The sequence below is a fragment of the Stenotrophomonas sp. GL_111 genome (assembly GCF_057835245.1).
Genome location: NZ_CM174421.1, coordinates 3,651,203 through 3,675,346, shown reverse-complemented (window position 1 = coordinate 3,675,346; position 24,144 = coordinate 3,651,203). Strand labels below are relative to the sequence as shown.

The 24,144-nt window shown below is 67.8% G+C and carries 22 protein-coding genes; 9 read left to right on the top strand and 13 right to left on the bottom strand.

Going from position 1 to position 24,144, the window contains the following annotated elements; all coding sequences use genetic code 11:
- Window positions 1-6 precede the first annotated feature (6 nt).
- The 3 genes from AC3IPM_RS16335 to AC3IPM_RS16325 are packed head-to-tail and all read right to left on the bottom strand — an operon-like array spanning window position 7 to window position 3,511.
- Window positions 7-1,227, bottom strand: a complete 1,221-nt coding sequence (locus tag AC3IPM_RS16335; RefSeq protein WP_489301218.1) for a multifunctional CCA addition/repair protein — start codon at window positions 1,225-1,227, stop codon at window positions 7-9.
- An 18-nt stretch (window positions 1,228-1,245) separates the two neighbouring features.
- On the bottom strand, window positions 1,246-1,482 hold the full coding sequence (locus AC3IPM_RS16330) for a hypothetical protein (protein ID WP_489301216.1): 237 nt from the start codon (window positions 1,480-1,482) through the stop codon (window positions 1,246-1,248).
- Window positions 1,483-1,531: 49 nt separating this feature from the next.
- Complete coding sequence (locus tag AC3IPM_RS16325; RefSeq protein WP_489301214.1) at window positions 1,532-3,511, bottom strand: transglycosylase SLT domain-containing protein; 1,980 nt, start codon at window positions 3,509-3,511, stop codon at window positions 1,532-1,534.
- A gap of 146 nt (window positions 3,512-3,657) precedes the next feature.
- On the opposite strand from AC3IPM_RS16325, the gene AC3IPM_RS16320 reads away from it, so the two are divergent.
- The 3 genes from AC3IPM_RS16320 (at window position 3,658) to AC3IPM_RS16310 (ending at window position 7,980) form a co-directional block, all read left to right on the top strand.
- Complete coding sequence (locus tag AC3IPM_RS16320; protein ID WP_489301212.1) at window positions 3,658-4,065, top strand: ExbD/TolR family protein; 408 nt, start codon at window positions 3,658-3,660, stop codon at window positions 4,063-4,065.
- A 216-nt stretch (window positions 4,066-4,281) separates the two neighbouring features.
- Window positions 4,282-7,155 carry a TonB-dependent receptor gene (locus AC3IPM_RS16315; protein ID WP_489301210.1) on the top strand — a complete coding sequence of 958 codons (2,874 nt, stop codon included), beginning with the start codon at window positions 4,282-4,284 and terminating at the stop codon, window positions 7,153-7,155.
- Window positions 7,156-7,353: 198 nt separating this feature from the next.
- Window positions 7,354-7,980, top strand: a complete 627-nt coding sequence (locus AC3IPM_RS16310; RefSeq protein WP_489301208.1) for a LysE family translocator — start codon at window positions 7,354-7,356, stop codon at window positions 7,978-7,980.
- A gap of 75 nt (window positions 7,981-8,055) precedes the next feature.
- Here AC3IPM_RS16310 and AC3IPM_RS16305 read toward each other — a convergent pair whose 3' ends face one another.
- Window positions 8,056-8,691, bottom strand: a complete 636-nt coding sequence (locus AC3IPM_RS16305) for a TetR/AcrR family transcriptional regulator (protein WP_489301206.1) — start codon at window positions 8,689-8,691, stop codon at window positions 8,056-8,058.
- A gap of 129 nt (window positions 8,692-8,820) precedes the next feature.
- On the opposite strand from AC3IPM_RS16305, the gene AC3IPM_RS16300 reads away from it, so the two are divergent.
- Window positions 8,821-9,477 (top strand): O-methyltransferase, encoded by a 657-nt coding sequence (locus tag AC3IPM_RS16300; RefSeq protein WP_489301204.1) that lies wholly within the window; start codon window positions 8,821-8,823, stop codon window positions 9,475-9,477.
- Window positions 9,478-9,504: 27 nt separating this feature from the next.
- Entirely contained in the window at window positions 9,505-10,368 is an 864-nt protein-coding gene (locus AC3IPM_RS16295) for an SDR family oxidoreductase (protein WP_489301202.1), read from the top strand.
- A 28-nt stretch (window positions 10,369-10,396) separates the two neighbouring features.
- Here the strand turns inward: AC3IPM_RS16295 and AC3IPM_RS16290 are convergent, their stop codons facing one another.
- A complete protein-coding gene (locus AC3IPM_RS16290; protein ID WP_489301200.1) occupies window positions 10,397-11,035 on the bottom strand; it encodes a TetR/AcrR family transcriptional regulator in 639 nt (212 codons plus the stop codon).
- A gap of 82 nt (window positions 11,036-11,117) precedes the next feature.
- On the opposite strand from AC3IPM_RS16290, the gene AC3IPM_RS16285 reads away from it, so the two are divergent.
- The 3 genes from AC3IPM_RS16285 to AC3IPM_RS16275 are packed head-to-tail and all read left to right on the top strand — an operon-like array spanning window position 11,118 to window position 13,931.
- Window positions 11,118-12,656, top strand: a complete 1,539-nt coding sequence (locus tag AC3IPM_RS16285) for an FAD-dependent monooxygenase (RefSeq protein WP_489301198.1) — start codon at window positions 11,118-11,120, stop codon at window positions 12,654-12,656.
- A 51-nt stretch (window positions 12,657-12,707) separates the two neighbouring features.
- Window positions 12,708-13,400: a class I SAM-dependent methyltransferase gene (locus AC3IPM_RS16280; RefSeq protein WP_489301196.1), complete on the top strand. Its 693-nt coding sequence runs from the start codon at window positions 12,708-12,710 to the stop codon at window positions 13,398-13,400.
- Between the two features lie 51 nt (window positions 13,401-13,451).
- Complete coding sequence (locus AC3IPM_RS16275; RefSeq protein WP_489301194.1) at window positions 13,452-13,931, top strand: VOC family protein; 480 nt, start codon at window positions 13,452-13,454, stop codon at window positions 13,929-13,931.
- 27 nt (window positions 13,932-13,958) lie between these two features.
- Here the strand turns inward: AC3IPM_RS16275 and AC3IPM_RS16270 are convergent, their stop codons facing one another.
- Window positions 13,959-14,435: an Lrp/AsnC family transcriptional regulator gene (locus AC3IPM_RS16270; RefSeq protein WP_489301192.1), complete on the bottom strand. Its 477-nt coding sequence runs from the start codon at window positions 14,433-14,435 to the stop codon at window positions 13,959-13,961.
- A 72-nt stretch (window positions 14,436-14,507) separates the two neighbouring features.
- Between AC3IPM_RS16270 and AC3IPM_RS16265 the strand changes: the two genes are divergently transcribed.
- Window positions 14,508-15,386: an EamA family transporter gene (locus AC3IPM_RS16265; RefSeq protein ID WP_489301190.1), complete on the top strand. Its 879-nt coding sequence runs from the start codon at window positions 14,508-14,510 to the stop codon at window positions 15,384-15,386.
- A 132-nt stretch (window positions 15,387-15,518) separates the two neighbouring features.
- On the opposite strand, the gene betA is transcribed toward AC3IPM_RS16265, so the two are convergent.
- The 7 genes from betA to AC3IPM_RS16230 all read right to left on the bottom strand — a co-directional run bounded on the left by betA (window position 15,519) and on the right by AC3IPM_RS16230 (window position 24,124).
- Window positions 15,519-17,189: a choline dehydrogenase gene (gene betA, locus AC3IPM_RS16260; protein ID WP_489301188.1), complete on the bottom strand. Its 1,671-nt coding sequence runs from the start codon at window positions 17,187-17,189 to the stop codon at window positions 15,519-15,521.
- 25 nt (window positions 17,190-17,214) lie between these two features.
- Window positions 17,215-18,687, bottom strand: coding sequence for a betaine-aldehyde dehydrogenase (betB, locus tag AC3IPM_RS16255; RefSeq protein WP_489301186.1), 1,473 nt, complete (start codon window positions 18,685-18,687; stop codon window positions 17,215-17,217).
- Between the two features lie 36 nt (window positions 18,688-18,723).
- The gene (betT, locus tag AC3IPM_RS16250; protein ID WP_489301184.1) at window positions 18,724-20,703 is read right to left on the bottom strand and encodes a choline BCCT transporter BetT; all 1,980 of its coding nucleotides are present in this window, start codon (window positions 20,701-20,703) and stop codon (window positions 18,724-18,726) included.
- Between the two features lie 162 nt (window positions 20,704-20,865).
- Complete coding sequence (locus AC3IPM_RS16245; protein WP_489304185.1) at window positions 20,866-21,603, bottom strand: endonuclease/exonuclease/phosphatase family protein; 738 nt, start codon at window positions 21,601-21,603, stop codon at window positions 20,866-20,868.
- Between the two features lie 52 nt (window positions 21,604-21,655).
- Window positions 21,656-22,480, bottom strand: a complete 825-nt coding sequence (locus AC3IPM_RS16240) for a thiol:disulfide interchange protein DsbA/DsbL (protein WP_489301182.1) — start codon at window positions 22,478-22,480, stop codon at window positions 21,656-21,658.
- A 124-nt stretch (window positions 22,481-22,604) separates the two neighbouring features.
- Complete coding sequence (locus AC3IPM_RS16235) at window positions 22,605-23,249, bottom strand: thiol:disulfide interchange protein DsbA/DsbL (protein WP_489301180.1); 645 nt, start codon at window positions 23,247-23,249, stop codon at window positions 22,605-22,607.
- Between the two features lie 80 nt (window positions 23,250-23,329).
- Window positions 23,330-24,124, bottom strand: coding sequence for a c-type cytochrome (locus AC3IPM_RS16230; protein WP_489301178.1), 795 nt, complete (start codon window positions 24,122-24,124; stop codon window positions 23,330-23,332).
- Window positions 24,125-24,144: the final 20 nt, after the last annotated feature.

Here is a 24,144-nt window from a genome sequence, read left to right as displayed (position 1 = left end):
ACGGGATCAGCGTGCCGCGCCGATCGCCCGGGTTCGGGCCTTGGCCAGCTGCTCACCCACTGCAGGGCCCTTCAGGTGGGTCAGGTCCAGGTCGCGCGCCTGCACGGCCAGTGCGGCCTGGTGCAGGCGGTTGAGCGTGGCGCCCTGCGGATAATCGCTGTCTTCAAAACCCAGCCGGCCACGCTTGTCGGCTTCGCAGCACAGCGCGAGCTGCGCGATGCGTTCGGGGCGGCGGAAGCCATCGCAGCGGCCCAGCAGTTCCAGCACGGTGCTGTCGCGCAGCTCATCGATGCGGTGCACGTTGAGGTGGTCGCGGCAGACGGCTTCGGCCAGGTGGCGGTGGTCCAGCGGTACTTTCAGGCGCTCGCTCATCGCGCGCAACGGTGCCAGGCCACGCTGCTCGTGCATGAGATGACGCGGCCATTCCTCCGGTGGGGTCAGGCCCTTGCCGAGGTCATGGGTGAGCGCGGCGAAGCCGATCAGGTCATCGCCCGGGGCGAGCCGTGCGGCGATGTCGCTGACCATCTCCTGGTGCACGCCGGTGTCCACTTCGGGATGGAACTCGGCGCGCTGCGGGACGCCGTACAGCGCTTCCAGTTCCGGCAGGATTGGGCCAAGCGCATGCGCATCGTGCAGCGTGCGCAGGAACGCCGACGGCTGGGCATAGGTGAGCGCGCGGCGCAGTTCCTGCCAGACCCGTTCGGGCACCAGCGCATCCAGTTCGCCGCTGGCGGCGATCTGCTGCATCAGCGCCATCGTTTCGTCGGCCACGGTGAAGCCCAACGGCGCAAAGCGCGCCATGAAGCGGGCGGCACGCAACACACGCAGCGGATCTTCGACAAACGCCGGGCCGACATGGCGCAGCACGCGCTGCTGGATATCGCGCACGCCGCCATACGGATCGACCAGCGTGCCGGTGGCTTCGTCGCAGGCGATGGCATTGATGGTGAAGTCGCGGCGTTGCAGGTCTTCTTCCAGCGTCACCGATGGATCGGCATCGACCACGAAGCCCCGGTAGCCGCGCCCGGACTTGCGCTCGGTGCGCGCCAGCGCGTATTCCTCACCGCTGTCGGGGTGCAGGAATACCGGGAAATCACGGCCCACGGCCTTGTAGCCAAGCGCTTCCATCTGCGCCTGGGATGCGCCGACCACGACCCAGTCGCGGTCACCGGCCGGGCGCTGCAACAGGCGGTCGCGCACGGCGCCGCCAACCAGATAGATCTTCATGTGCGCATGATGCCGCAGTCAGGGCAGGCCCCGCCATGCGGGAACGAATACGCCGGCCAGGAACCACACGCCGTAGACCAGCCACAGGCACAGGAAATACAGCTTGATCTGCGCCGCTTCCCACAGGCTACCGAGGCTGTCGATGAAGAACAGCGACTTCCAGCCCTCCAGCCATTCCGCGCCGCCCCAGCGCAGCACCCACAGCGCCAGCAGGCTCCAGCCGGCGAACAGCGCGCTCCATGCAAGCAAGGTCATTCCCGGATGTCCCCGTGTGGGCGCCGGCCCGTGGCCGGCGCGGCAATACTCAGTCACCGCCCTTGTCAGCGTTGGCCGTGCAGGTGAGTGCCTTGCGCTTGGCCTGCAGGCGGCCGTTCATGCGGTCGGTCACCGGCAGCGCGGTGCCGTTCAAACGCCAGTCGTAGATCACGCTGAAGGCCAGGATCCGCGCCACGTACTCGCGGGTTTCCTTGTAGCTGATGGTCTCGATCCAGATATCCGGGTCATAGCCGGGGCGCTGACTCTGCCAGCGGGCGGTCGGGGTCGGGCCGGCGTTGTAGGCGGCGATGGTGATGTAGGGCAGGCCCTCGTACTTGTTCATCAGCTGGCGCAGGTAGGCGGTGCCAAGCGCGATGTTGGTGTCCGGGTCGTACAGGCTGGCGGCGCCGCCGTAGTTGGTCAGCCCGATCGACTTGGCCACGCTGGCACCGGTGGCCGGCAGTACCTGCATCAGGCCCATCGCATTGGCCGGTGAGCGCGCCTTCGGGTTGAAGATGCTCTCGGCACGGATCTCGGCGGCCACCCAGGCCGGGTCGATCGCGTTGCGCTCCGACTCGCGACGGATCGCGTCGTCGTGGTGCAGCGGGAAACGCAGCGAATACAGGCGCTGCTCGTCCGGGGTCTTGCCGAGCGAGAACACCGCGCGGTCGAACCAGCCGTTGTCGCGCGCCACTTCCACCGCGATGCGGCGCTGGGTGGTGTCGTAACGGCTCAGGGCGTCGTTCCATTCGGCCACGGCCCAGCCGTTGCGTTCGATCTTGAACAGTTCCATCGCGCGCACGATCGCCGGGTCGCGCGCCACGGCGGCCTGGGCCTGCTTGCTGTCATCGGGTTCCCACGGGCACAGCGTGTAGCTGGGCTGGCTGAGCTGGTCGGCAGCCAGGAAGCCGTGGAAGGTCGCCGCGCGCGCGGCTTCGCGGTACAGCGGCTGCGCTTCACTGCGCTTGCCGGTCTTCTCCAGCATGCGGGCTTCGAAATAGCGCCAGCGCGAATCGCTGCGCTGTGTGGGGCCCATCTTGCGGATCGCGGCCAACGCCTGCGGCCAGTCGCCGCGCGACATCGCTTCGCGCGCACGCCATTCGTGCAGGCGTTCGTCGTAGGCCGAATCGGGCACCGCGTTGAGCCGGCGCGCCGATTCCGGGCCATACGAGGCCACCGTCCACAGGGCCACCTGGTAGAGCACCTGGGCCTGCTGGGCGGCACTGAGCTGCAGGGCGCTGGCGTACTGCGGCAACTGCTGTTCGGTGGCGGCCGGGTCGGCCTTGGCCAGTTTGGCCAGGCCGTCGGTGGCGATGCGTCGGCTGCGCTCGTTGCGCGGCCAGTTCAATGCGCTGGCATTGGGCTTGTCGACAAAGGCGGCATAGGTGTTGGCCAGGCTGAGGTCGGCGGCCGGCAGGCCACGCGCGGCACTGCGCATCACTGCCGGCTGCTGTGCATCGGCGGCGGCATCGATACGCGCCCAGCGCATGTCGGCACTCAGCCCGCCCTTGGCGTCCAGGACCGCAAACACCGCATCGCAGGCGTCGGGCAGCGATTTGCCAGTACTGGTCCAGATTGCCTGGGCCTCGCTGGTCCACTGTGCATCGGCCTTGCCGGTGGCCTGGCGCGCGTTGAGCTGTGCGCAGCGCAGGCCGACATTCTCGGTGGGTACCCAGTTGGCCAGCAGGGTGGGCCAGTCCTGGCGCCGTGCCACGGCGGGCAGCCACACGCTGCGGAAGCTGCTGGCCACGGCCTGGCCGTTGTAGCGCTTGAGGAAGTCCTGGGCCTGGGCGGTGCTGACGGTATCGATGCTGCGGCGCAGGTTGCTGTATTCCAGCCAGCCATACAGCGGGTGCTTGTTCAGCGCGGCGGCCTGGGCGGCATCGAACTGGCCGCGTTCGGCGTTGTCGATGGCGGCCTTGATCTGCGCGCGCTGCGCGTCCAGGTTCTGGGCATCGGCCACCGGGCTGACCCCGGAACAGGCGAGCAGGGTGGTTGCGCTGAAGAAATACAGGGGGATTCGAGTCATGCCGGAAGCATAACGGCGCGGCGTGAACGACGGTGAGGGCAAGCCGACTCGATCATGAACGAACCCCGCACGGCCACTGGCGGCCGCCGCAGGCCGGCGTAGTGTCGGCAGTGGGGCAACCGGCCCCCCGGCAAGGAGCAGACCGCATGGCGTTTACTGCGACAGGGACCGCTGGACCACTGGCTGACATCAACGTGACCCCGTTGGTGGATGTGATGCTGGTGCTGTTGATCATCTTCATCGTGACCGCACCGATGGTGGCCATTCCCATCCCGGTCCAGTTGCCGCAACGCACTACCCCGATCACGCCGCCGCTGGACCCGCCGGCGCCGATTGAACTGCGCGTGGATGCCGCCAATCAGGTCACCTGGAACGGCCAGCCGATGCCGGTGGCTGCATTGGAAGCGCGTATGCGCGAGCAGGCGCAGACCCATGCCGGCAACCTGCCGGTGCTGCGCATCGCCGCCGACCCCGGCTCGGAATACGCGGTGACAGCCAAGGTGCTGGCCGCGGCCACCAACGCGCAGCTGGAGCGGATTGCCTTCGTGCAATAGCCAGAACCGCACTGCAGTGCACCACCGACGCCCCTGTCCTACAGGGGCGTCATGCGTTGTGGCGTCTCACTTTTGCCTGTTCGGAATTGTCGCAGTGACGTGAAAAAGTGTCAGGCATCACGGCTTCACTTTTACCGTTTGTTTACAAAGGAGACGCTGCCGTCGTGCAGGGGGGCGCGGCAGCCCCAGCCCAACATTCCTTTGTGGAGAGAGCGAATGAACGACCTGCACTACCGCCCACTGGCGGTCGCTGTATCGCTGTGCCTGTTGTTGGCTGCCCCGGCATTGGCCGGTGCACAGGAAACACCCCGCAGCACCACCGATCTGGACCGGGTGGAAGTGACCGGTACGCGCATCAAGCGCGCCGAAGTGGAAGGGCAGGTCCCGATTCAAACCCTCACCCGCAGCGAGATCGAGCGCACCGGGTTGAGTTCGATCGGCGAGGTGCTGCAGCAGTTGACCGGTTCGGGCTCGGCGTTGAACGCCAAGTTCAATTCGTCCGGCAACTTTGGCTTCCCGCCCGACGGCAGCGGTGTCGGGGCTGGCTCGGCGCAGGTGGATCTGCGCCATCTCGGCGCCAAACGCGTGCTGGTGCTGGTGGATGGCATCCGCTGGGTCAACGAGTCCTCCGCCTCGGGCGTGGGCGCGGCGACGGATCTGAATACCATTCCGCTGGCGATCGTCGAGCGCATCGAAGTGCTCGAAGATGGCGCGTCCTCGCTGTACGGTTCCGATGCGATTGCCGGTGTGGTCAACATCATCACCCGGCGCGAGTTCGATGGCGGCCAGGTCACCCTCAACTACGGCGAGTACAGCAAGGGCGATGGTACCCAGAAGGGCGTCGATCTGGCCTGGGGCACCAGCGGGGATCGCTACACGCTGTTCCTGGGCGCGAGCTGGACCAAGCAGGACCCGGTGTATGCGCGCGACCGCGAGCAGTCGCGCTTCCCGATCCCGGGCACCGGGCTGGCCTTCGGCAGTGGCGGCATTCCGCAGGGGCGCTTCGCCTTCGTCGACCCCAACACCGGTGCCGAGCAGAACATCGTGCCCAACACCGGGGTCAGCAGCCCGCGCTACGACGGCAGCGCCGGCTGCAACCGCACCGACGACTACCACTGCTTCACCTCGGCGGACCGCTTCAACTTCGCCGAATACAACATGGTGCTGACCCCGTCGGAGCGGAAGGGCATCTTCGGCCAGTTCCGCTTCGACATCACCGACAACCTGCAGTGGTACATCAAGGCGCTGGGCAACCGCCGCGAGTCAACCAACCAGGCCGGCCCGGAACCGCTGTTCTTCGGCCCGGACGGTGCCACCGGCAACCCGCTGGCCGACAACATCGTGGTATCCCGGTTGAACCCGTACAACCCGTTCGGTTTCGACCTGGTGTCCTCGGGCAACATGAGCCTGATCGGCCGTCGCCCGGTCGAAGGCGGCGCGCGCATCTTCGAGCAGGAGGTCAACACGCAGTACTTTGCCACCGGTCTGGTCGGCAACTTCCAGGCCGCGGATCGCAGCTGGTTCTGGGACGTCAACGGCATGTACAGCAAGAACAAGGCCGAGCAGACCAACTACGGCAGCTACGACATCTTCAAGGTCAACATGGCGCTGGGCGACCCGGCGGTGTGTGCGGCCACGCCGGGCTGCGTGCCGTTGAACATCTTCGGTGGTGTCGGCTCGATCACCCCGGACATGCTGCGCTGGATCCAGCCGGTGGTGCGCGACCGCAGCCAGAACGAGCTGAGCCTGTTCACCGCCAACCTGAGCAGCGACCTGTTCAACCTGCCGGCCGGCCCGGTGTCGTTCGCCACCGGGTACGAGTACCGCAAGTACGAAGGCAACTACCAGCCCGATCCGCTCACCGTGATCGGCCACTACAACGGCGTACCGTCGCTGCCGACCTCCGGTTCGTATGACGTCAACGAGGCCTACCTGGAGCTGAGCATCCCGATCTTCGCCAAGAGTTCGCTCGGCGAGAAACTCGACCTGAGCCTGGCCGGGCGCTATTCGGACTACTCCACCTTCGGCGGCGAGTTCACACCGAAATACGGCCTGCGCTGGCAGGTGACCAACGACCTGGTATTGCGCACCACCTATGCCGAAGGGTTCCGCGCGCCATCGATCGGCGAGCTGTACGGCTCGGCGGCGCGCGCGGATCTGCAGCTGTTCGACCCGTGCTCGATCGGCCTGGGCGGCACCCCGCCGCGCGGCAACGCGGCCAACTGCGCCGCGCTCGGCGTGCCCGGCGGTTTCCAGCAGGCCAATTCGCAGATCTCGGTGACCACCGGCGGCAACGCGACGCTGGATCCGGAGCGGTCGCGCAGCTTCAGTGCCGGCTTCGTGTGGAGCCCGTGGTTCGGCAGCAATGCCTCGTGGTCCGAACGCTTCGACGTGGACGTGACCTTCTACCGGCACACCATCGAAGGTGCGATCCAGGCCATCAACGCCCAGACCCAGCTGGACCTGTGCGTGGATACGCTCGATCCGGTGTACTGCGCCGGCATCAGCCGTGCCTCCACCGGGGCGGTCAGCAGCTTCAACAACCGTTTGACCAACCTGGGCTCGATCAAGACCGATGGCTGGGACGTGGACCTGTTCTGGACTTTGCCGCAGAGTGACATCGGCCAGTTCAAGCTGGGCTGGCAGAACACCTTCGTCGGGCGCTATGAAGCCCTGGGGGCCGCCGGCCAGCGCCAGCCGCAGAAGCCGGGCGTGGAAGTGGCTGACAGCTCGATCCCGGAATGGACCAGCAACGGCACGCTGAGCTGGAACCTGGCGAACTGGAATGCCTCGTGGACGGTGCGGCATATCTCCAAGCTGACCGAAGACTGCGGTGATGCAGTGGCCTTCCCGGTCTGCAGCAACCAGACCGAGGGCACCAACGAGCTCAAGGCCACCACCTTCCATGACATGCAGGTGGGCTACAAGATCGACTGGATGAAGGGGCTGCAGCTCAGCGCCGGGCTCAACAACGTGTTCGACAAGGATCCGCCGATCTGCCTGTCGTGCTCGCTCAACGGCTATGACGCCTCCACCTACGACATCCCGCGTGGCCGCTACTGGTACATGCGCGCGGACCTGCGTTTCTGATGGCCGGATGAGTCGGGCGTAGCCATGCCGGGGCCCTCGGGAGAGGGCCCCGGTGACCAGATCCGATGGGGCCGCGCGGGAAAGTGCGTTGCGTGTGCCGGCCAATGCCTGGATAGGGCCTGCCAGGGGGCGTTGGGTCAGGCATCATGGGCGAGCCGGCCAGCGGCCGGCACTACCCATTTTTTGAAGTGCATTGCCATGAATCTGCATACCTGGTGGATCTTCGCCGTCACCGTGTTCGTCCTGTGCGGCACCCCCGGCCCGAACATGCTGCACGTGATGACCCGCAGCGTGCGCGTGGGCTTCCGCCGCAGCGTGGCCGCGATGGCCGGCTGCCTGACTGCGCTGGTGCTGGCCCTCTCGATTTCCGCCGCCGGCCTGGGCGCGGTGCTGAAGGCCTCGCCACTGCTGTTCGATGGGCTGCGCTATGCCGGTGTGGCGTATCTGGTGTACCTGGGCATCAAGGCCTGGCGCGGCGGCGATGCACCGCTGGACGTGGGCAGCACCGATGTCCTTGCCCCGACCAAGCGCCGCATCCTGTTCCGCGATGGATTCATCATCGGCATCAGCAACCCCAAGCTGCTGCTGTTCGCTTCGGCGTTCCTGCCGCAGTTCGTCAACCTGGGCCAGCCGCAGCTGCCGCAGTTCGTGGTGCTGGTGAGTACCTTCGCGGTGATGGAGATGTTCTGGTACGCGGTGTACGCCGCCGGCGGTCACAGCCTGGCCGGCTATCTGGCCAGGCCGGGCCTGCGCAAGGTGTTCGACCGCGTGGTCGGCACGATCTTCATTGGTTTTGGTGCGTTGTTGCTGAGGGCGCGCCCGTAGACGGTAGTGGCAGTCGGTAGTGCCGGCCGCTGGCCGGCAACCCCGGATGGCTGGGAAGCCGGCCAGCGGCCGGCACTACCTGGTGCAGCTCTGTGATTGCAGATACGCACAGAACATATCCGCCATCGCCTCGGCGTAGGCCTCGATCGCCTCGGTGCTTGGCTGGGTACCTGAAAATTCCTTGCCCACCGTGCTGAGCGTGCGGGTGACCAGATCGCTGGCGAGCTCGCGCGCTGCCGGTGTCGCATCCGGCAACACCTCGCCCATGAAGCGCGCGATGGTCTGCTCGCCGGCGGCGCGGACCGCGTCCGCTTCCGGTGCATCGCGATAGAGCGGGGCGGCGTCGTTCAATGCCACGCGCATTTCGGCCTCCTCGCATTCCGAGCGCAGGAAGGCATGCACCAGCGTGCGCAACCGCTGCAACGGCGGTGTGGCGGCATCGTCGAGGATCCGCTGCAGCAGGCCGGTGGTCTGTTCCCACTCGTCGGCCTGCAGGCGGAACAGGATCGCGGCCTTGTTGGGGAAGTACTGGTACAGCGAGCCGATGCTGACCCCGGCGCGCTCGGCCACCCGCGCGGTGGTGAAACGGGCGGCACCCTGCTGGGCCAGAACCTGAGCCGCCGCTTCCAGAATCACCGCCACCAGCTCACTGGAGCGCGCCTGGCGGGGCTGTTTTCTTGAGGAAATCTGCGGGGTTGCGCGCGGAGACATGGCGGTCCTGGGTGGGGCAGGGAATGCGAATAGTGCAGATCGGGGATCGCCCGTATTCTGGAAATGCGACGAATCACTCGCATTCTAGGTGGGCCCCGGCCCGCCCTCAACCCTGACCCCGGAACCCCTATGACGACCTTGACCACGGCGCCACTGGCGCCGCTGCTGGCGCGCCTGTTCGATGAAGCCGATGCGGCCACCAGCCCCGCCTTCGCGACGATGTCCGATGACGAGCGCAGCCGCCTGATGAACAGCCGCACCGAGTACCTGGCGCTGTATGCGCAGCTGAAAGACGTATGGCTGCCGGTTTCGCGCGAGACCGGCCACCTGCTCTACATGCTGGCCCGCACCCGCCGCGCCCGTGCCATCGTGGAGTTCGGCACCTCGTTTGGCATCTCCACCCTGCACCTGGCCGCAGCACTGCGCGACAACGGCGGCGGCCGCCTGATCAGCAGCGAATTCGAGCCGTCCAAGGTGGCGCGCGCGCGTGCGCACCTGATGGCCGCCGGGGTCGAGGACCTCGTGGAGATCCGCGAAGGCGACGCACTGCTGACCCTGCGCGAGGATCTGCCCGAGCGCATCGACCTGCTGCTGCTCGACGGCGCCAAGCCGCTCTACAACGATGTGCTGGACCTGGTGGAAGACCGCCTGGCCCCCGGCGCGCTGATCGTGGCCGACAACGCCGACCATGCACCGGCCTATCTGGCGCGCGTGCGTGCGGCGGACGCAGGGTATCTGTCCATCGCCGTCGGCGAGGACGTTGAACTGTCGATGCGCATCGCCTGATCGCATCGGCCTGAAGAGGAGAACACCATGCATGTATTCGTCACCGGTGCGACCGGCTGGGTCGGCGCGGCCGTGGTCCACGAACTGCTGCGCGCCGGGCATACGGTCACCGGCCAGGCACGTGATCGCGACAAGGCGGCCGCGTTGGCGGCCAGCGGTGCCAACGTGGTGCATGCCACGTTGGAAGCGCTGGACCGCCTGCGCGATGCCGCAGCCACGGCCGACGCGGTCATCCACACCGCGTTCAACCATGATTTTTCCCGTTTCATCGAGAACTGCGCGCAGGACCGTCGGGTAATCGAAGCGCTTGGCGAGGCATTGCAGGGAACTCTGCGTCCGTTGCTGGTGACTTCCGGGTTGCTCGGCTTGCCTGCGGGTGCCTGCGAGACGGACCTGCCCGATCCGGGCTCACCGCGGCTGTCCGAGCCGACGGCACGGGCACTGGCTGCACGTGGGATTCGCGCAGCCACGGTACGGCTGGCGCCGTCGGTACACGGGCTCGGCGACCACGGTTTCGTGCCGATCCTGATCCAGCTGGCGCGGCAGACCGGGGTGTCAGCCTACCTGGAAGGCGGCAACTGCTGGTCCGGGGTGCATCGTCACGACGCTGCGCGGCTGTACCGGCTGGCGATCGAACACGGCGCCAGTACGCCGGTGTACCACGCGGTCACGGAGGCATCGGTGCCGTTCCAGCAGATTGCCGAGATGATCGGGCGGCAACTCAAGCTGCCGGTTGCGGCGCGCGGCCGTGAGCACTTCGGGTGGTTCGCCGGCATGGCCGGCGCCAACATGGCGGCCTGCAGTGAACACACCCGCAGCACCCTCGGCTGGTGTCCGGGTGGCCCCACCCTGCTTGAGGATCTGGAGCAGCGCGGCTACTACGCCAGATAGCGGTGCCGGTTGGATGTGTGCAACCGGCTCATGCGTAGACGCTGCCGGCCAGGGCGGCAGCGACGCCACGGAACCCCCGTTCCATCACCTGCAGCAGGGCCGCTGCCGGGTCGCGCGGTGTGCCGAATGCCTGCAGCGCGTCGCGGTAGGCCACCACCAGCGTACCCATCAACAAGGTGGCGGCCAGCCGGGCGTCGGCATCGGTGGCGGGCTGGCCAACCGCTTCGGCGAACAGTTCGGCCAGCTCTTCGGCGAGGGTCACCTGCAGTTCGCGCGCCCGGGCGGTGAGCGCGGGGCTGTCGGCTACGGTGCGCCAGAACCGCAGCGGCCGTTCGTTGATGCGGAACAGCGGGTGCTGTTGGATCACCAGCGTGTGCATCAAGGCCTGGAACGCCTGCACCGGTGGCTGCGCACCGCGGCCGATGATCGCCGCGCGGATCATCGCCCGGCCTTCCTCTTCACGATCGAAGACCAGGTCTTCCTTGCGTGCGAAATAATTGAACACCGTCTTGCGCGAGACGCCGGCGGCGCGCGCGACCTCATCCACCGATACCGCCTCGAAGCCATGTTCAACGAACAGCGCGGTGGCCACATTGGAAATGGCCAGGCGGGTAGCCGCCTTCTTCTGGTCCCGGGGCCCGGGCGCGGGGAGTGGGGCAATGTTCATGCAAATAATATTACACCGAGTGTAATATCTGCGCCAGCCGCAACCGGCATCCCGTCGGTGGGGCCGTGCGTGAGGACTTCCCGTGACCCATGACGTTGTGATTGCCGGTGCCGGCCCGGTGGGACTGCTGCTGGCCTGCGAGCTGCGCCTGGCAGGCGTCTCGGTGCAGGTGCTGGAGCAGGCCGAAGACCCGTACTCGCCGCTGAAGGTGCTGCCGTTCGGCATGCGCGGGTTGACCGCGCCCAGCACCGAGGCGCTGCAGCGGCGCGGCCTGATGGAGCAGATTCCGCCGCTGGCGTTGACCCGGCCCGGCCCGGTCGGCAACGCCGCCGCCGCCCATTGGATGGACCAGCCGCGGCAGCCGGGCGGCCACTTCGCCGGCATCGCCTTCTTTCAGGACCGCATCGACAGCGGGCGCTGGCCGTACCGCCTGCCCGATGCAGCCGGCCCCAGCCGGGTGGTCGATATGGCGTCGCTGGAGGCGGCGTTGACCACACGCGCCCTCGCACTGGGGGTGCAGATCCGCCGCGGCGCCGCCGTGGCCGCCATCGACCCCGGCGAGGACGGTGTGCGCATCGAGGCCGGTGGCCAGACCTATCAGGCGCGCTGGCTGGTGGGTTGCGACGGTGGCCGCAGCGCGGTGCGCAAGCTGGGTGGATTCGCCTTTGAAGGCACCGATCCGGAGTTCACCGGTTACTCGGTGCAGGTGACGCTGGCCGACCCCGCAGTGCTTCCCCCGGGCCGCCACTACACGCCGACGGGCATGTACACCTACACCGCGCCCGGCACGATCGCGATGGTGGAGTTCGACGCCGGTGCCTGCCATCGCCAGCACCCGATCACGCAGGAACACGTGCAGGCCGTACTGCGCCGGGTTACCGGTGTTGCGCTCGAGGTGACGGCCCTGCACCAGGCCGCCACCTGGACCGACCGTGCCCGCCAGGCGACGACTTACCGCAACGGGCGAGTGCTGCTGGCTGGCGATGCCGCGCACGTGCACTCGCCGCTGGGCGGGCAGGGGCTCAGCCTCGGTCTCGGCGATGCGATGAACCTGGGCTGGAAGCTGGCCGCGACGCTGCGCGGCGATGCACCGCCGGGGTTGCTGGATACCTACAGCCGCGAACGCCATCCGATCGGCGCGCAGGTGCTGGACTGGTCGCGTGCGCAGGTGGCGTTGATGCGGCCCAGCCCGGCGTCGCGCGCGCTGGAAGCGATCCTGCGCGACCTCATCGACACCGGCGATGGCGCCACCTACTTTGCCGAACGCGTCTGGGGCGTGATGCTGCGCGTGGACCTGGGCGAGGGCCACCCGCTGCTCGGGCGCAGCGCGCCGGACCTGGTGCTGGCCGATGGCAGCCGGTTGGCCACGCACCTGCACAGCGGCCGTGGCCTGCTGCTGGACCTGGATGCGGCGGCGCCGCTGCGCGACGTGGCCACGCGGTGGGCGGGCCGTTTCGACTATCTGGCCAGCACCGCCAAGGACGGGCTGGGGCTGAGCGCGCTGCTGGTGCGCCCCGACGGCGTGGTGGCCTGGGCCGGCGAGGGCGCGGTCGATCCGGACGCCGTGGCGCAGGCGGCGGCGCGCTGGTGGGGCGCAGCGATCGAGGTCGCTCGGGCTTAATGTAACTTGTGATGTTACATTATGGGTCCCTCTGTCGTTGCCGGGTGCCCCATGTCGTTCTCCGATCCGCAGGCCGTTGCCCGCTATGCCGAAGGCCCGGTCCGCCAGGTCCCCGGCTTCGACGGCCTGCAGCGGATGGCTGAGCTGTTGTTGGCCGAGCACGTGCCGGATACCGGCCAGGTGCTGGTGCTCGGGGCCGGCGGCGGGCTGGAGCTGAAGGCCTTCGCCGCGGCGCATCCGGGCTGGCAGCTGCTGGGGGTGGATCCCTCGGCGGAAATGCTGCGGCTGGCCACGCAGACGCTGGGCCCGCTGGTAGCACAGGTGCAGCTGCTGGAAGGCTATATCGACGACGCCCCGCAGCAGGCCTTCGATGGCGCCAGTTGCCTGCTCACCCTGCATTTCCTCAACGCCGAACAGCGCCTGCAGACCCTGCGTGCGCTGCACCAGCGGCTCAAACCGGGCGCGCCGCTGGTGGTGGCCCACCACAGCTTCCCCTTGGCCAACGGCGACCAGCAGCGCTGGCTGCGCCGGTACGCGGCCTTCGCCGCATCTTCGGGTGTGGCGCACGCCGATGCCGAGCGCGCCATCGCCGCCATCGGCGCACGCCTGCCCTTGCTGTCGCCCGAGCAGGACGTAGCGCTGCTGCACGCAGCCGGATTCAGCAATGTCGAGCTGTTCTACGCCGGCTTCACCTTCAAGGGCTGGGTGGCCTACGCGGCCGCGCCGTCATCGGCATCCACTTAACGTCGCCGCCGCTACTGTGCGCGCATCGCCTGCGCCCACTGGAGAACCGCGATGCTTGCCAAGAACACCCTGTGCCTGTGGTACGACGGCACCGCCCTGGAGGCGGCAACCTTCTACGCCAATACCTTCCCGGACAGCCGGGTCATCGCTGTCCACCATGCGCCGGGCGACTTTCCCTCCGGCAAGCAGGGCGACGTGCTGACCGTGGACTTCACCGTCGCCGGCATCCCGTGCATCGGGCTCAATGGCGGCCCGGCGTTCAAGCACAGCGAAGCGTTCTCGTTCCAGATCGCCACCGACGATCAGGCCGAAACCGATCGCCTGTGGCAGGCCATCGTCGACAACGGCGGTGAGGAAAGCGCCTGTGGCTGGTGCCGCGACAAATGGGGGCTGTCCTGGCAGATCACCCCGCGCGTGCTGAGTGCGGCGGTGACCAGCAAGGATCCCGGCGTGGCCAAGCGCGCGTTCGACGCGATGATGACGATGCGCAAGATCGATATCGCCGCGATCGAAGCTGCGGTAAAAGGCTGACCGGGTGGTCTGCCCGGGCGCGCCTGCTCAGGGCAGCAACGGCACGTCCAGCCCGCGTTTCAACGTACTCAACGCCACTGCGGTGCGGAAGCGCTCGATGTTGTCGTCGCCACCGAACAGGCGCTCGCTGATCGCCTCGTACTCCTCCATCGAGGCCGCGGTGAGGATCAGCAGGAAATCGGCATCGCCGGTGATCGCGTAGCACTGCTGCACGGCGGGGTCGTCCTGCACGCGGCGGCGGAACGGCGCCACCCGGTGTGGCTGCTCGCTGCTGACCCGTACCTCGACCATGATGGTCAGCGGGCGGCCCAGCCGGGCCTGGTCCAGCACCGCCACGTTGGCGCGGATGATGCCGGCTTCCTGCAGGCGTTTGATGCGCCGCTGCACGGCCGGCGCCGACAGGTGCACGGCCTCGGCGATCTCGCGCTGCGGGGTGGTGTTGTCGCGTTGCAGGATGGCCAGGATGGCGCGGTCGAAGGTGTCGGGCAGGGGGACGTTGGTCATGGTGAGCGAAACGTGCAGGAAGGCCCCTGCAATTGAGCATCTGCTTCGGCCTTCGCGCAATATGCTGGCGCGATGTCGAACGCCCGCTATGCCCATCTGATTCCCGTCCTGGCCGTGCTCGGCTCGGTCACCGCCCTGTCCGTGGGCACCTCCTTTGCCAAGCAGCTGTTCCCGTTGATCGGAGCGCAGGGCACCAGTGCGTTGCGCGTGGGCTTCTCGGCGCTGGTGCTGCTGGCGGTGTTCCGCCCGTGGCGCTGGACCACCTCGCGTGCCGATGCCGGGGCGATCATCCGCTACGGGGTGACGCTGGGCGCGATGAACCTGATGTTCTACATGGCGCTGCGCACGATTCCGTTCGGCATCGCGGTGGCGATCGAGTTCTGCGGGCCGCTGGCGGTGGCGATGTGGTCCTCGCGTCGGCCGGTCGATTTCCTCTGGGTCGGCTGCGCGCTAGTCGGCCTGCTGCTGCTGTTGCCGCTGGGCCATGGGGAACCGCTGGATCCGGTCGGGGTGATGTTCGCGCTGGGCGCGGCGGCGTGCTGGGCGATGTACATCATCTTCGGCAAGCGTGCCGGCCACCTGCCGGCCGGGCATACGGTATCGCTGGGGCTGTGCGTGGCGGCGTTGGTGGTGGTGCCGGTCGGCGTGGCTCACGCCGGGATGGCGTTGCTGGACCCGTACATCCTGCTGTTCGGGCTGGGCGTGGCCATCGTCTCCAGCGCGATTCCGATGTCGCTGGAGATGATGGCGCTCAAACGCCTGCCCAAGGAGACCTTCGGCATCCTGATCAGCATGGAGCCGGCGGTGGCCGCGCTGCTGGCGATGGGGTTGTTGTCCGAGCACCTGACAACGCTGCAGTGGGCGGCCATCGGGTGCACGGTGCTGGCCTCGGTGGGCAGCACGATCACCGCACGGCGGGTGGCGCCGATGGTACCCGGCACGCCCGCCTGATACGTGTGACCCGGTAGTGCCGGCCGCTGGCCGGCTTCCCGTACCGTTGGGTCATGAGGAGCCGCCAGCGGCCGGCACTACCGGGACGCGCGCGCCCACCAACGATGGGCGCCTGCCGTTTTCGCGGCGACGTCAGCGCCTTACCGGCGCGTCCCCGGCCACGTAATAGTCCGCCGTGCTGCGTGGCAGCGCCGCACGGCCGCGGATGCGGTCGGCGACCTTCTCGGCAATCATGATCGTGGTGGCGTTGAGATTGCCGGTGATGATGCGCGGCATGATCGAGGCATCCACCACGCGCAGGCCTTGCATGCCGTGCACGCGGCCCTGGCCGTCCACCACGCTCATCGCATCGGTGCCCATCGCACAGGAGCAGGACGGGTGGTACGCCGTCTCCGCCCGGGCGCGCACGAACGCATCCAGCTCCGCATCGGTTTTGCAGTCCGCACTCGGGCTGATCTCGCGGCCACGGTACTCGTCCAGCGCGGGCTGGGCGATGATCTCGCGGGTGATCCGGATCGCGTCGCGGAACTCCTGCCAGTCCTGGTCGGTGGACTGGTAGTTGAACAGGATCGAGGGATGCTCGCGCGGGTCCAGCGAACGCGCATGCACGCGGCCGCGGCTGGGCGTGCGCATCGAACCGACATGTGCCTGGAAACCGTGCTCCTTGACCGCGTTGGTGCCGTTGTAATTGATCGCCACCGGCAGGAAGTGGTACTGGATGTTCGGCCATTCGAATTCGTCGCGGGTGCGGATGAAGCCACCGGCCTCGAACTGGTTGCTGGCGCCGATGCCGGTGCCATTGAACAGCCACTCCGCACCGATGCCCGGCTGGTTCCACCACTGCAGGGCCGGGTACAGCGACACCGGTTTGGTGCAGGCGTACTGCATGTACACCTCCAGGTGGTCCTGCAGGTTCTCGCCGACCCCAGGCAGGTCATGCACCAGCGGTACGCCGAGCGCAGCCAGCAGCGACGGTGCACCCACGCCGGAGCGCTGCAGGATCTGCGGCGAGGCGATGGCACCGGCACACAGCAGTACTTCGCGGCGCGCGCTGGCATCGATCGGCTCGGCACTGCTGCCGGTGAGGTAGCGCACGCCCACCGCGCGCTTGCCGGCAAACAGGATGCGGTCGGTGGTGGCGTGCACCACGATCTCCAGCCCGGCGCGGTCCTTGGCCATGTCCAGATAGCCGCGCGCGGTGCTGGAGCGGCGCCCGCGCGGGGTCACGGTGCGGTCCATCGGGCCGAAGCCTTCCTGCTGGTAGCCGTTGAGGTCGTCGGTGCGCGGGTAGCCGGCCTGCACGCCGGCCTCCACCATCGCGTGGAAGAGCACGTTGTTGCCGTTCTTCGGGGTGGCCACGCTGACCGGACCGTCGTCGCCGTGATAGTCGTTGGCGCCGATGTCGCGGGTTTCGGCTTTGCGGAAGTAGGGCAGGACGTCGAGGTAGCTCCAGTCTTCCAGGCCGTCGAACGTTGCCCATTGGTCGAAGTCCAGCGCATTGCCGCGGATGTAGCACATGCCGTTGATCAGCGAAGAACCGCCCAGACCCTTGCCGCGGCCGCACTCCATGCGCCGGTTGTCCATGTGCGGCTCCGGCTCGGTTTCATAGGCCCAGTTGTAGCGGCGGCCCTGCAGCGGGTAGGCCAATGCGGCGGGCATCTGGGTGCGGAAATCGAGCCGGTAGTCCGGGCCACCGGCTTCGAGCAGCAGTACGCTGACGCCTTCGTCTTCGGTGAGGCGTGCGGCCAGCGTGTTGCCGGCCGAACCGGCGCCGATGATGATGTAGTCGTATTCGCGCTTCATCGTGGGGTGCTCCTGTGAGGCCGGTTCAGAACACCGACGCGTAGCGGTCCAGTTCAATCTGGATGGACTTGGTGCGGGTGTAGGCGCGCAGCGTGGCCAGGCCGTTCTCGCGGCCCACCCCGGACTGCTTGTAGCCGCCCACCGGCATCTGTGCCGGTGATTCACCCCAGCAGTTGACCCAGCAGATGCCGGCTTCGAGCTGATGGATCAGGCGGTGCGCGCGGGTGATGTCCGGCGTCACCACGCCGGCCGCCAGGCCATAGTCGGTGGCGTTGGCGCGGCGCACGGCCTCGTCTTCATCGTCGTAGGCCAGCAGGCTCATTACCGGCCCGAAGATCTCCTCGCGGACGATGCGCATGTCATCGCGGCAGTCGCTGAAGATGGTCGGGGCCACGTAGCAGCCCTTGCCGAGTGCGCCTTCGAGCAGGCGCTCGCCGCCGCACACCAGTCGCGCGCCTTCGGCCTTGCCGCTGGCGATGTGGTCAAGCACGCGGCGCATATGCGCGGCACTGACCAGCGGGCCGAAGGTGGTGGCCGGGTCCAGCGGATCGCCGATGCGGATGCGCGCCACCCGCTGCAGCAGTGCCTGTTCGAAATCGGCCAGCAGCGCATGCGGCACGAACACGCGGGTGCCATTGGTGCAGACCTGCCCGGAACTGTAAAAGTTGGCCATCATCGCCACGTCGGCAGCCAGGTCCAGATTGGCGTCGGCGCAGACGATCAACGGCGACTTGCCGCCCAGTTCCATGGTCACGTCCTTCAAGGTGGAGCTGGACGCACTGGCCATCACCTTGCGGCCGGTACTGGTACCGCCGGTGAAGGAGATCTTCTCGATGCCCGGGTGCTCGGTCAGCGCCTGGCCCACGCCGGCACCGTCGCCGGGCAGCACGTTGAACACGCCATCGGGCAGCCCGGCCTCGGTGAAGATCTCGGCCAGCTTGAGCGCGGTCAACGGGGTCACTTCGCTGGGCTTGAAGATCATCGCGTTGCCCGCGGCCAGCGCCGGGGCGGCCTTCCACAGCGCGATCTGGATCGGGTAATTCCAGGCGCCGATGGCCCCGACCACGCCGAGCGGTTCGGCCCGCGTGTAGAAGAAGCTGCTCTCGCGCAGCGGCACCTGGCTGCCCTCCAGCCCGTGCATCACCCCGGCGTAGTACTCCAGCACGTCGGCGCCGGTGACGATGTCCACGCTGCGCGTTTCGCTGAGCGGCTTGCCGGTGTTGCGGCTCTCCAGTTCCGCCAGTGCATCGTTGCGCTCGCGCAGCAGGGCCACCGCGCGCAGCAGGATGCGCGAGCGCTCCACCGTGGTCAGCGCGGCCCACACCTTCTGCCCGGCCTGTGCGCTTTCCACCGCGGCATCGAGGTCGTCGCTGTTGGCGCTGTGCACGTTGGCCAGCACCTCGCCGGTGGCCGGATTGGTGACCGCGAAGGCGGTTCCGCCCTGCGCGGCGACGTAGCGGCCGCCGATGTAGAGCTGTTGGTCGGGAAGGGTGGGCATGTCGATGACTCCTTTGCAGCGGGTGACAGCACGATGTCAGCGGGTGAGATGCAGGAACTGCAGGTGACGCTCGTACTGGTCGATGATGTCGTTGATGATCTGCTGGCGGCTGTAGCCAACCAGCTCGTAATCCTGGCCGCCTTCATACAGGTGCACTTCGGCGCGGTAGTAGCGCTGGTTGCGGAAGCGCTGCGCGGCGAAGGAGGGCGTGAGGTAACCGCGCATGATCACCTGGTAGGTGAACACCTGTTGTTCGCCATGGTCCACCACCAGTTCCATCTGGCCGGGTTCGAACTTCGTCTGCACGTCCAGACCCTGCTCGCGCAACTGCGCGGCAACGGCTTCGATGGCCGGCTTCACGTCGGTATCCATGAAGCGGTACACCTCATCGCGCACCGGGAAGTGCACGGCCTGGGTGATGCGCTGGCGCCAGCCGCGCTGGTGCCGCGACTGTCCGATGACGGGAATGGGCGAGTACTGCGAGGCCTTCTTGCGCTGCGATTCCTCGCCGAGCGCGCGGGTCAGTCCCCACACCATCAGCAGCAGCACCACCGAGAACGGCAGCGAGGCCAGCACCACCGCCGATTTGAGCGCATCCATGCTGCCGGCCAGCAGCAACCCGGCGGTGACCACCGCGGTCATCACGCCCCAGAACACCCGCAGCCAGCGCGGGCCATCGTCCTCGGGCGCGCCACCGTGCGAGGACAGCGTGGACAGCACCACGGTGCCCGAATCGGCCGAGGTGACGAAGAAGATGAAACTGACGATCACGGTGACGGTGATCACCGCGCGGCTCCACGGGTAGTTGTCCAGCAGCGCGTAGAGCACGGTGGGTGGGTTGTCCACCGCCATCTGCGCCAGCTGTACCTGGTCGTGGTGCAGGATCTGGTCGAGTGCGCTGTTGCCGAAGATCGACAGCCACGCCAGGGTGAAACCGAGCGGGATCAGCAGCACCCCGAACACGAATTCGCGGATGGTGCGGCCGCGTGAGATGCGTGCGATGAACAGCCCCACGAACGGTGCCCAGCCAATCCACCAGGCCCAGTAGAACACCGTCCAGTTGCCCAGCCAGTCCGGTCGCCCGCCGTAGGCATACACATCGAAACTCTTGCCGACCACGTTGCCCAGGTAGTCACCCAGGTTCTGCATCAGCGTGCTGAGCAGGTACTGGGTAGGGCCGGCGAACAGCATGAACAGCAGCAGCGCGATGGCCAGCAGCATGTTGATGTCCGACATCCAGCGCACGCCCTTTTCCACGCCGGACACCGCCACGGTGATCGCCGCGCCCATCATCAGCACGATCAGCACCACCTGCACCCAGGGCGCGTGTGGCACCGGCAACAAGGTGTTGAGGCCGGCATTGAGGTGCAGCACGCCGAAGCCCATGTCCGCGCCCAGCCCGAACACCGTGGCCACGATGCCCAGTGCATCCACCGTGTAGCCGATCGGGCCGTTGATGCGCTTGCCGATCAGCGGGTACAGCGCCGAGCGCAGTGCCAGCGGCAGGTTGTGCCGGTAGGCGAAGTAGGCCAGTGCCATCGCCGCCAGTGCGAACACGCCCCAGCCGTGCAGGCCCCAGTGCAGGAACAGCAGCTGCATGGCCTGGCGCGCGCTGGCTTCGCCGCCACCGACGCCGCCCTGCGGCGGCATCAGGTAATGGGTGAGGGGCTCGGAGACGCAGAAGAAGAACAGGGTGATGCTGATCCCCGCCGCGAACAGCATGCCGGCCCAGGACAGATAGCTGAATTCCGGTTCGTCGTGGTCCGCGCCCAGCTTGACGTGGCCATAGCCGGACAGCGCCACGCCGACCACGAATACCAGGTACACCGTCATCGCCAGCAGGTAATACCAGCCGACATTGCGCGAGGCCCAGGTCTGGGCATCCAGCAGCAGCACGCCGGACTGGATCGGAAACAGCGCCACCAGCAGGGCGAACGCCGTGACCAGGGTCGCGGCGAGCAGGAACACGGGACGCAGTGTGCGCACCTCGGGCGGATGCGGCTCCACGGTACTCATGGGGTGGGGGATGCTCGGGTTGCCACAGAGGCAGAAGGCGAGCGTTATCGCATAGCGGCCGTGGATGCTGCGTGTGCACAACCGGGAATGCCCGCCGCGTCTGGGCGGCGGGGTGTCGGTTTCGGCATCGATGGCGCTGGGTGTACCCGGCGCGGTACGGCGTCAGCGCAGCGCGGAGTTGGGGACGTCGATGGCCATGGCCAGCGCCAGGTGGTCCGAGAACGCCGCCGGTACCGCCTCGGCGCTGCGTTGCTGCAGGCCGGTGCTGAGCAGGATGTGATCAATCGCCCGGTCCGGGCGCCAGCTGGGGAAGGTCGGCACCGCACAGCCGGGCGGCTGCAGGGTGGTCTTCTGGTACAGCACCTGCATTTCCGGGCGTTCGGCCAGGCAGTTGAAATCGCCCATCAGCACCGCGTTGGGATGCTCGGAGAGCAGGTCGGCGATGAAGGCCAGCTGCGACATCCGCGAGTTGGTGCCCAGCGACAGGTGCGCCACCGCGACCGCCAGCCCTTCGCTGCCATCGCCGAACTTGGCCAGCAGCACGCCGCGCCCGCCGATCCGGCCGGGCAGGGCGTGGTCCTGTACTTCAACGGGCTCGATCCGGCTGAGCAGGCCATTGGCGCTGGAGGCCACCCCGCCCATGCGGCGGTTGGGCTGGTGGCTCCAGTAATTGAAACCGGCGCGCTCGGCCAGATAGTGGGTCTGGTTGGTGAAACCCGAGCGCAGGCTGCCGGGGTCGGCCTCCTGCAGGCCGACGATGTCATGACCGCGGGCCAGCTGGGCGATGGCGTCCAGGCTGGTGCGCTTGCGCCCCGCCGGCAGTGCATGCGACCAGCTGCGGGTCACATAGTCACTGTAGCGGCGGGTGCTGCTGCCGGCCTGGATGTTGGCCGTCAGCAGGCGCAGGGTCCGCGTGTGGGGGGAGTTCACGACGGTTGCAGGCTCGAGTGGATCAACCGCCCTTGGCGGCGCGTTCGCGGGCGATCAGGTGATCGGCGATGCGCAGCATGTCCGGGAAGCTCTTGCCCTTGACCAGGTACTTGCCGTTGACGATCACCGACGGCGTGCCGGTGATCTGGCTGCGCTGGGCGAACTGCTTGGCGGCGTTGGTCTTGGCATTGACGGCGAAGCTGCCCATGGTGCTGGCGAACTGCTTCGGGTCGGCGCCGTGCTTGGCGTAGAACTTGGCGATGTCCTCCACCGAATCACGGCCGCGCTCGCCCTTCAGGCTCTGCTCGGCGTGGATGGCGGCGTACAGCGCGTCATGGGTCTTTTCTTCCAGGCCCATGCTCTGCGCGGCGTAGAAGGCGCGGGCGTAGTCGTCCCAGGTACCGCCGAACATGGCCGGCACGTAGACGAAGTTGACGTCGCTGGGCAGGCCCGCCTTCCACGGCCCGATCAGCGGCTGGAACGCGGCGCAGGCCGGGCACACGAAGCCGAACACTTCAGCCACTTCGATCTTGCCGGTGGCCGGCTGGAACGGCTGGCCGTTCTCGATCACCAGGTAGTCGGTACCGAGCACCGGCTCCGGGCCGGTCGGGCGCGACGAGGCCGGCGCCGGCGCGGGCGTGGTGGCATTGGCGGCGGCGGTTTCAGCTGCGGCCGTTTCCGAGGCGGCGGGCGCGCCGGTGGCGGCCGGGGCGGCTTCGGTGGCCGGGGCGCTGCTGGCGGCGGCCGGTTCGGTCGGCGCGGCGGTGTTGGCGGTGCCATCCTGGGCCTTGCACGCCACGAGGATCGGCAGCACGGCCATGAGCGTCAGGGCGAAACGGATTTTCATCGAAGCATCTCCAGCGGATGAGCATGGTGGGGCCAGCGCCGCAGGCGCCGGCCAGGGGGGGATGATGACACGCGGCAACAAGCGTCCCGCGTGCAGGGTGCGTGATGGTTCAGCGAGCGTGTGCTCAGGGGGCCTTGCCGCTGCGTGCACGGGCGATCAGCGCATCGGCGTTGCGCAGCAGCGCCTCGAACGAATCGCCCTTGACCAGGTAGCGGCCGTTGACCACCAGCGCCGGCGTGCCCGGCACCTGGGTGCGCACGGCGAAGGCGCGTGCGGCCTTGACCTTCTCTTCCACCGCATCGCCCTTGAGCGCGGCGAGGTAGCGTTCCGGCGCAACGCCGTAACCCTTGTAGAAGGAGGCCAGTTCTTCCGGCGAGATGTTCTGCATCGGCAGCGAGCGCTGCTCGTGCAGGGCATCGAACATGGTGCGGTGGCTGCGCTTGGCCACGCCCAGCTCGTCAGCGGCGAAGTAGGCGCGGGCGAACGAATCCCAGACGCCGCCGAAGGCGGCCGGCACCGGGGTGAACCGCACGTCCTTGGGCAGCTTGGCCGCCCAGGCTTCCAGCTGCGGCTCGAAGCGCGCGCAATGCGGGCAGGTGTAGCCGAACATCTCCACCACCTCCACCTTGCCGGCCAGCGGCGCATAGGGGCCGGGTTCGGCGATCAGCTCGTAGTCCTTGCCTTCCACCAGCGCGGCCGGCGCGGCGGCCAGCGTGGACAGGGGACTCAGGGCGAGCAGCAACAGCATCAGGCGGGGCATCAACGTCATCTACATCCATCTCCATCGGAAAAAACAACGCCGGCCCATCGCCGGCGTGCTGAAAACATACCCCGCCCTCAGTGGCGGGGTCACGGTGCCTTGGCGGGGCCTGCCGTTGCCACCGCGGCGACATCGTCGGCGCGGTTGTGCAGCCCCTGCAGATAACTGCCCAACGCCTGGATCTCCTGCTCGGTCAACGATTTGGCGATCGTGGCCATGATCTGGAAGTGGGCCTTGTCGGTTTCATGGGTGACCCCGGCCTGGTACTCCTGCAGCCGCCGCGACACATACGCCGCGTGCTGGCCACCGATGTGCGGATAGGCCGGGCCCGGATTGCCGGCGCCGGTGGGGCCGTGGCAGGCCATGCACGCCGGAATGCCACGTTCGGCATCGCCACCGCGGTACAGCTGCTGGCCGATTTCATAGAACTTCTTGCCCGCATACGGACCTTCGCCGACCAGGCCATCGTCGGCAAGCCCGGCGCTGGCCTTCTGCGTTGCGAAATACGCACCGATGTCGCGCATGTCCTGCGGGGTGAGGTCCTGCACGAACGGCACCATCGCCGCCGAAGCGCCGGAGCTGCGCTGGCCATTGGCGATCAGGGCCATCTGCTGGGCCACATAGCGTTCGCTCTGCCCGGCGATGCTGGGATACATCTCCACGGTGGAGTTGCCGTCGGCCGAGTGGCAGGCCGCGCAGGCGGCCGCCTTGGTCTGGCCGGCCTTGGCATCGCCCCAGGTGGTTTTACTGAAGTCGACCTCCAACGAGGCGGTCTTGATCGGCCCGTTGTCCGGCAACGGGGTGATCGAGGTCTGGGCCACCGCAACAGCGGCCAGCAATGAGACAGCAACAGCGGAAACGGCAAGAACGCGAGCATGGCGCATGCGGAAGCTCCGTGTGGACC

Excerpts from the sequence above, each read along its gene's own strand:
- betT (WP_489301184.1), bottom strand. The coding sequence starts at position 20,703 with ATGAGTACCGTGGAGCCGCATCCGCCCGAGGTGCGCACACTGCGTCCC.
- AC3IPM_RS16290 (WP_489301200.1), bottom strand. The coding sequence starts at position 11,035 with ATGAACATTGCCCCACTCCCCGCGCCCGGGCCCCGGGACCAGAAGAAG.
- AC3IPM_RS16270 (WP_489301192.1), bottom strand. The coding sequence starts at position 14,435 with ATGACCAACGTCCCCCTGCCCGACACCTTCGACCGCGCCATCCTGGCC.
- AC3IPM_RS16280 (WP_489301196.1), top strand. The coding sequence starts at position 12,708 with ATGTCGTTCTCCGATCCGCAGGCCGTTGCCCGCTATGCCGAAGGCCCG.
- AC3IPM_RS16310 (WP_489301208.1), top strand. The coding sequence starts at position 7,354 with ATGAATCTGCATACCTGGTGGATCTTCGCCGTCACCGTGTTCGTCCTG.
- AC3IPM_RS16330 (WP_489301216.1), bottom strand. The coding sequence starts at position 1,482 with ATGACCTTGCTTGCATGGAGCGCGCTGTTCGCCGGCTGGAGCCTGCTG.
- AC3IPM_RS16315 (WP_489301210.1), top strand. The coding sequence starts at position 4,282 with ATGAACGACCTGCACTACCGCCCACTGGCGGTCGCTGTATCGCTGTGC.
- AC3IPM_RS16230 (WP_489301178.1), bottom strand. The coding sequence starts at position 24,124 with ATGCGCCATGCTCGCGTTCTTGCCGTTTCCGCTGTTGCTGTCTCATTG.
- AC3IPM_RS16235 (WP_489301180.1), bottom strand. The coding sequence starts at position 23,249 with ATGACGTTGATGCCCCGCCTGATGCTGTTGCTGCTCGCCCTGAGTCCC.
- AC3IPM_RS16320 (WP_489301212.1), top strand. The coding sequence starts at position 3,658 with ATGGCGTTTACTGCGACAGGGACCGCTGGACCACTGGCTGACATCAAC.
- AC3IPM_RS16295 (WP_489301202.1), top strand. The coding sequence starts at position 9,505 with ATGCATGTATTCGTCACCGGTGCGACCGGCTGGGTCGGCGCGGCCGTG.
- betA (WP_489301188.1), bottom strand. The coding sequence starts at position 17,189 with ATGAAGCGCGAATACGACTACATCATCATCGGCGCCGGTTCGGCCGGC.
- AC3IPM_RS16265 (WP_489301190.1), top strand. The coding sequence starts at position 14,508 with ATGTCGAACGCCCGCTATGCCCATCTGATTCCCGTCCTGGCCGTGCTC.
- AC3IPM_RS16325 (WP_489301214.1), bottom strand. The coding sequence starts at position 3,511 with ATGACTCGAATCCCCCTGTATTTCTTCAGCGCAACCACCCTGCTCGCC.
- betB (WP_489301186.1), bottom strand. The coding sequence starts at position 18,687 with ATGCCCACCCTTCCCGACCAACAGCTCTACATCGGCGGCCGCTACGTC.
- AC3IPM_RS16240 (WP_489301182.1), bottom strand. The coding sequence starts at position 22,480 with ATGAAAATCCGTTTCGCCCTGACGCTCATGGCCGTGCTGCCGATCCTC.
- AC3IPM_RS16275 (WP_489301194.1), top strand. The coding sequence starts at position 13,452 with ATGCTTGCCAAGAACACCCTGTGCCTGTGGTACGACGGCACCGCCCTG.
- AC3IPM_RS16300 (WP_489301204.1), top strand. The coding sequence starts at position 8,821 with ATGACGACCTTGACCACGGCGCCACTGGCGCCGCTGCTGGCGCGCCTG.
- AC3IPM_RS16305 (WP_489301206.1), bottom strand. The coding sequence starts at position 8,691 with ATGTCTCCGCGCGCAACCCCGCAGATTTCCTCAAGAAAACAGCCCCGC.
- AC3IPM_RS16335 (WP_489301218.1), bottom strand. The coding sequence starts at position 1,227 with ATGAAGATCTATCTGGTTGGCGGCGCCGTGCGCGACCGCCTGTTGCAG.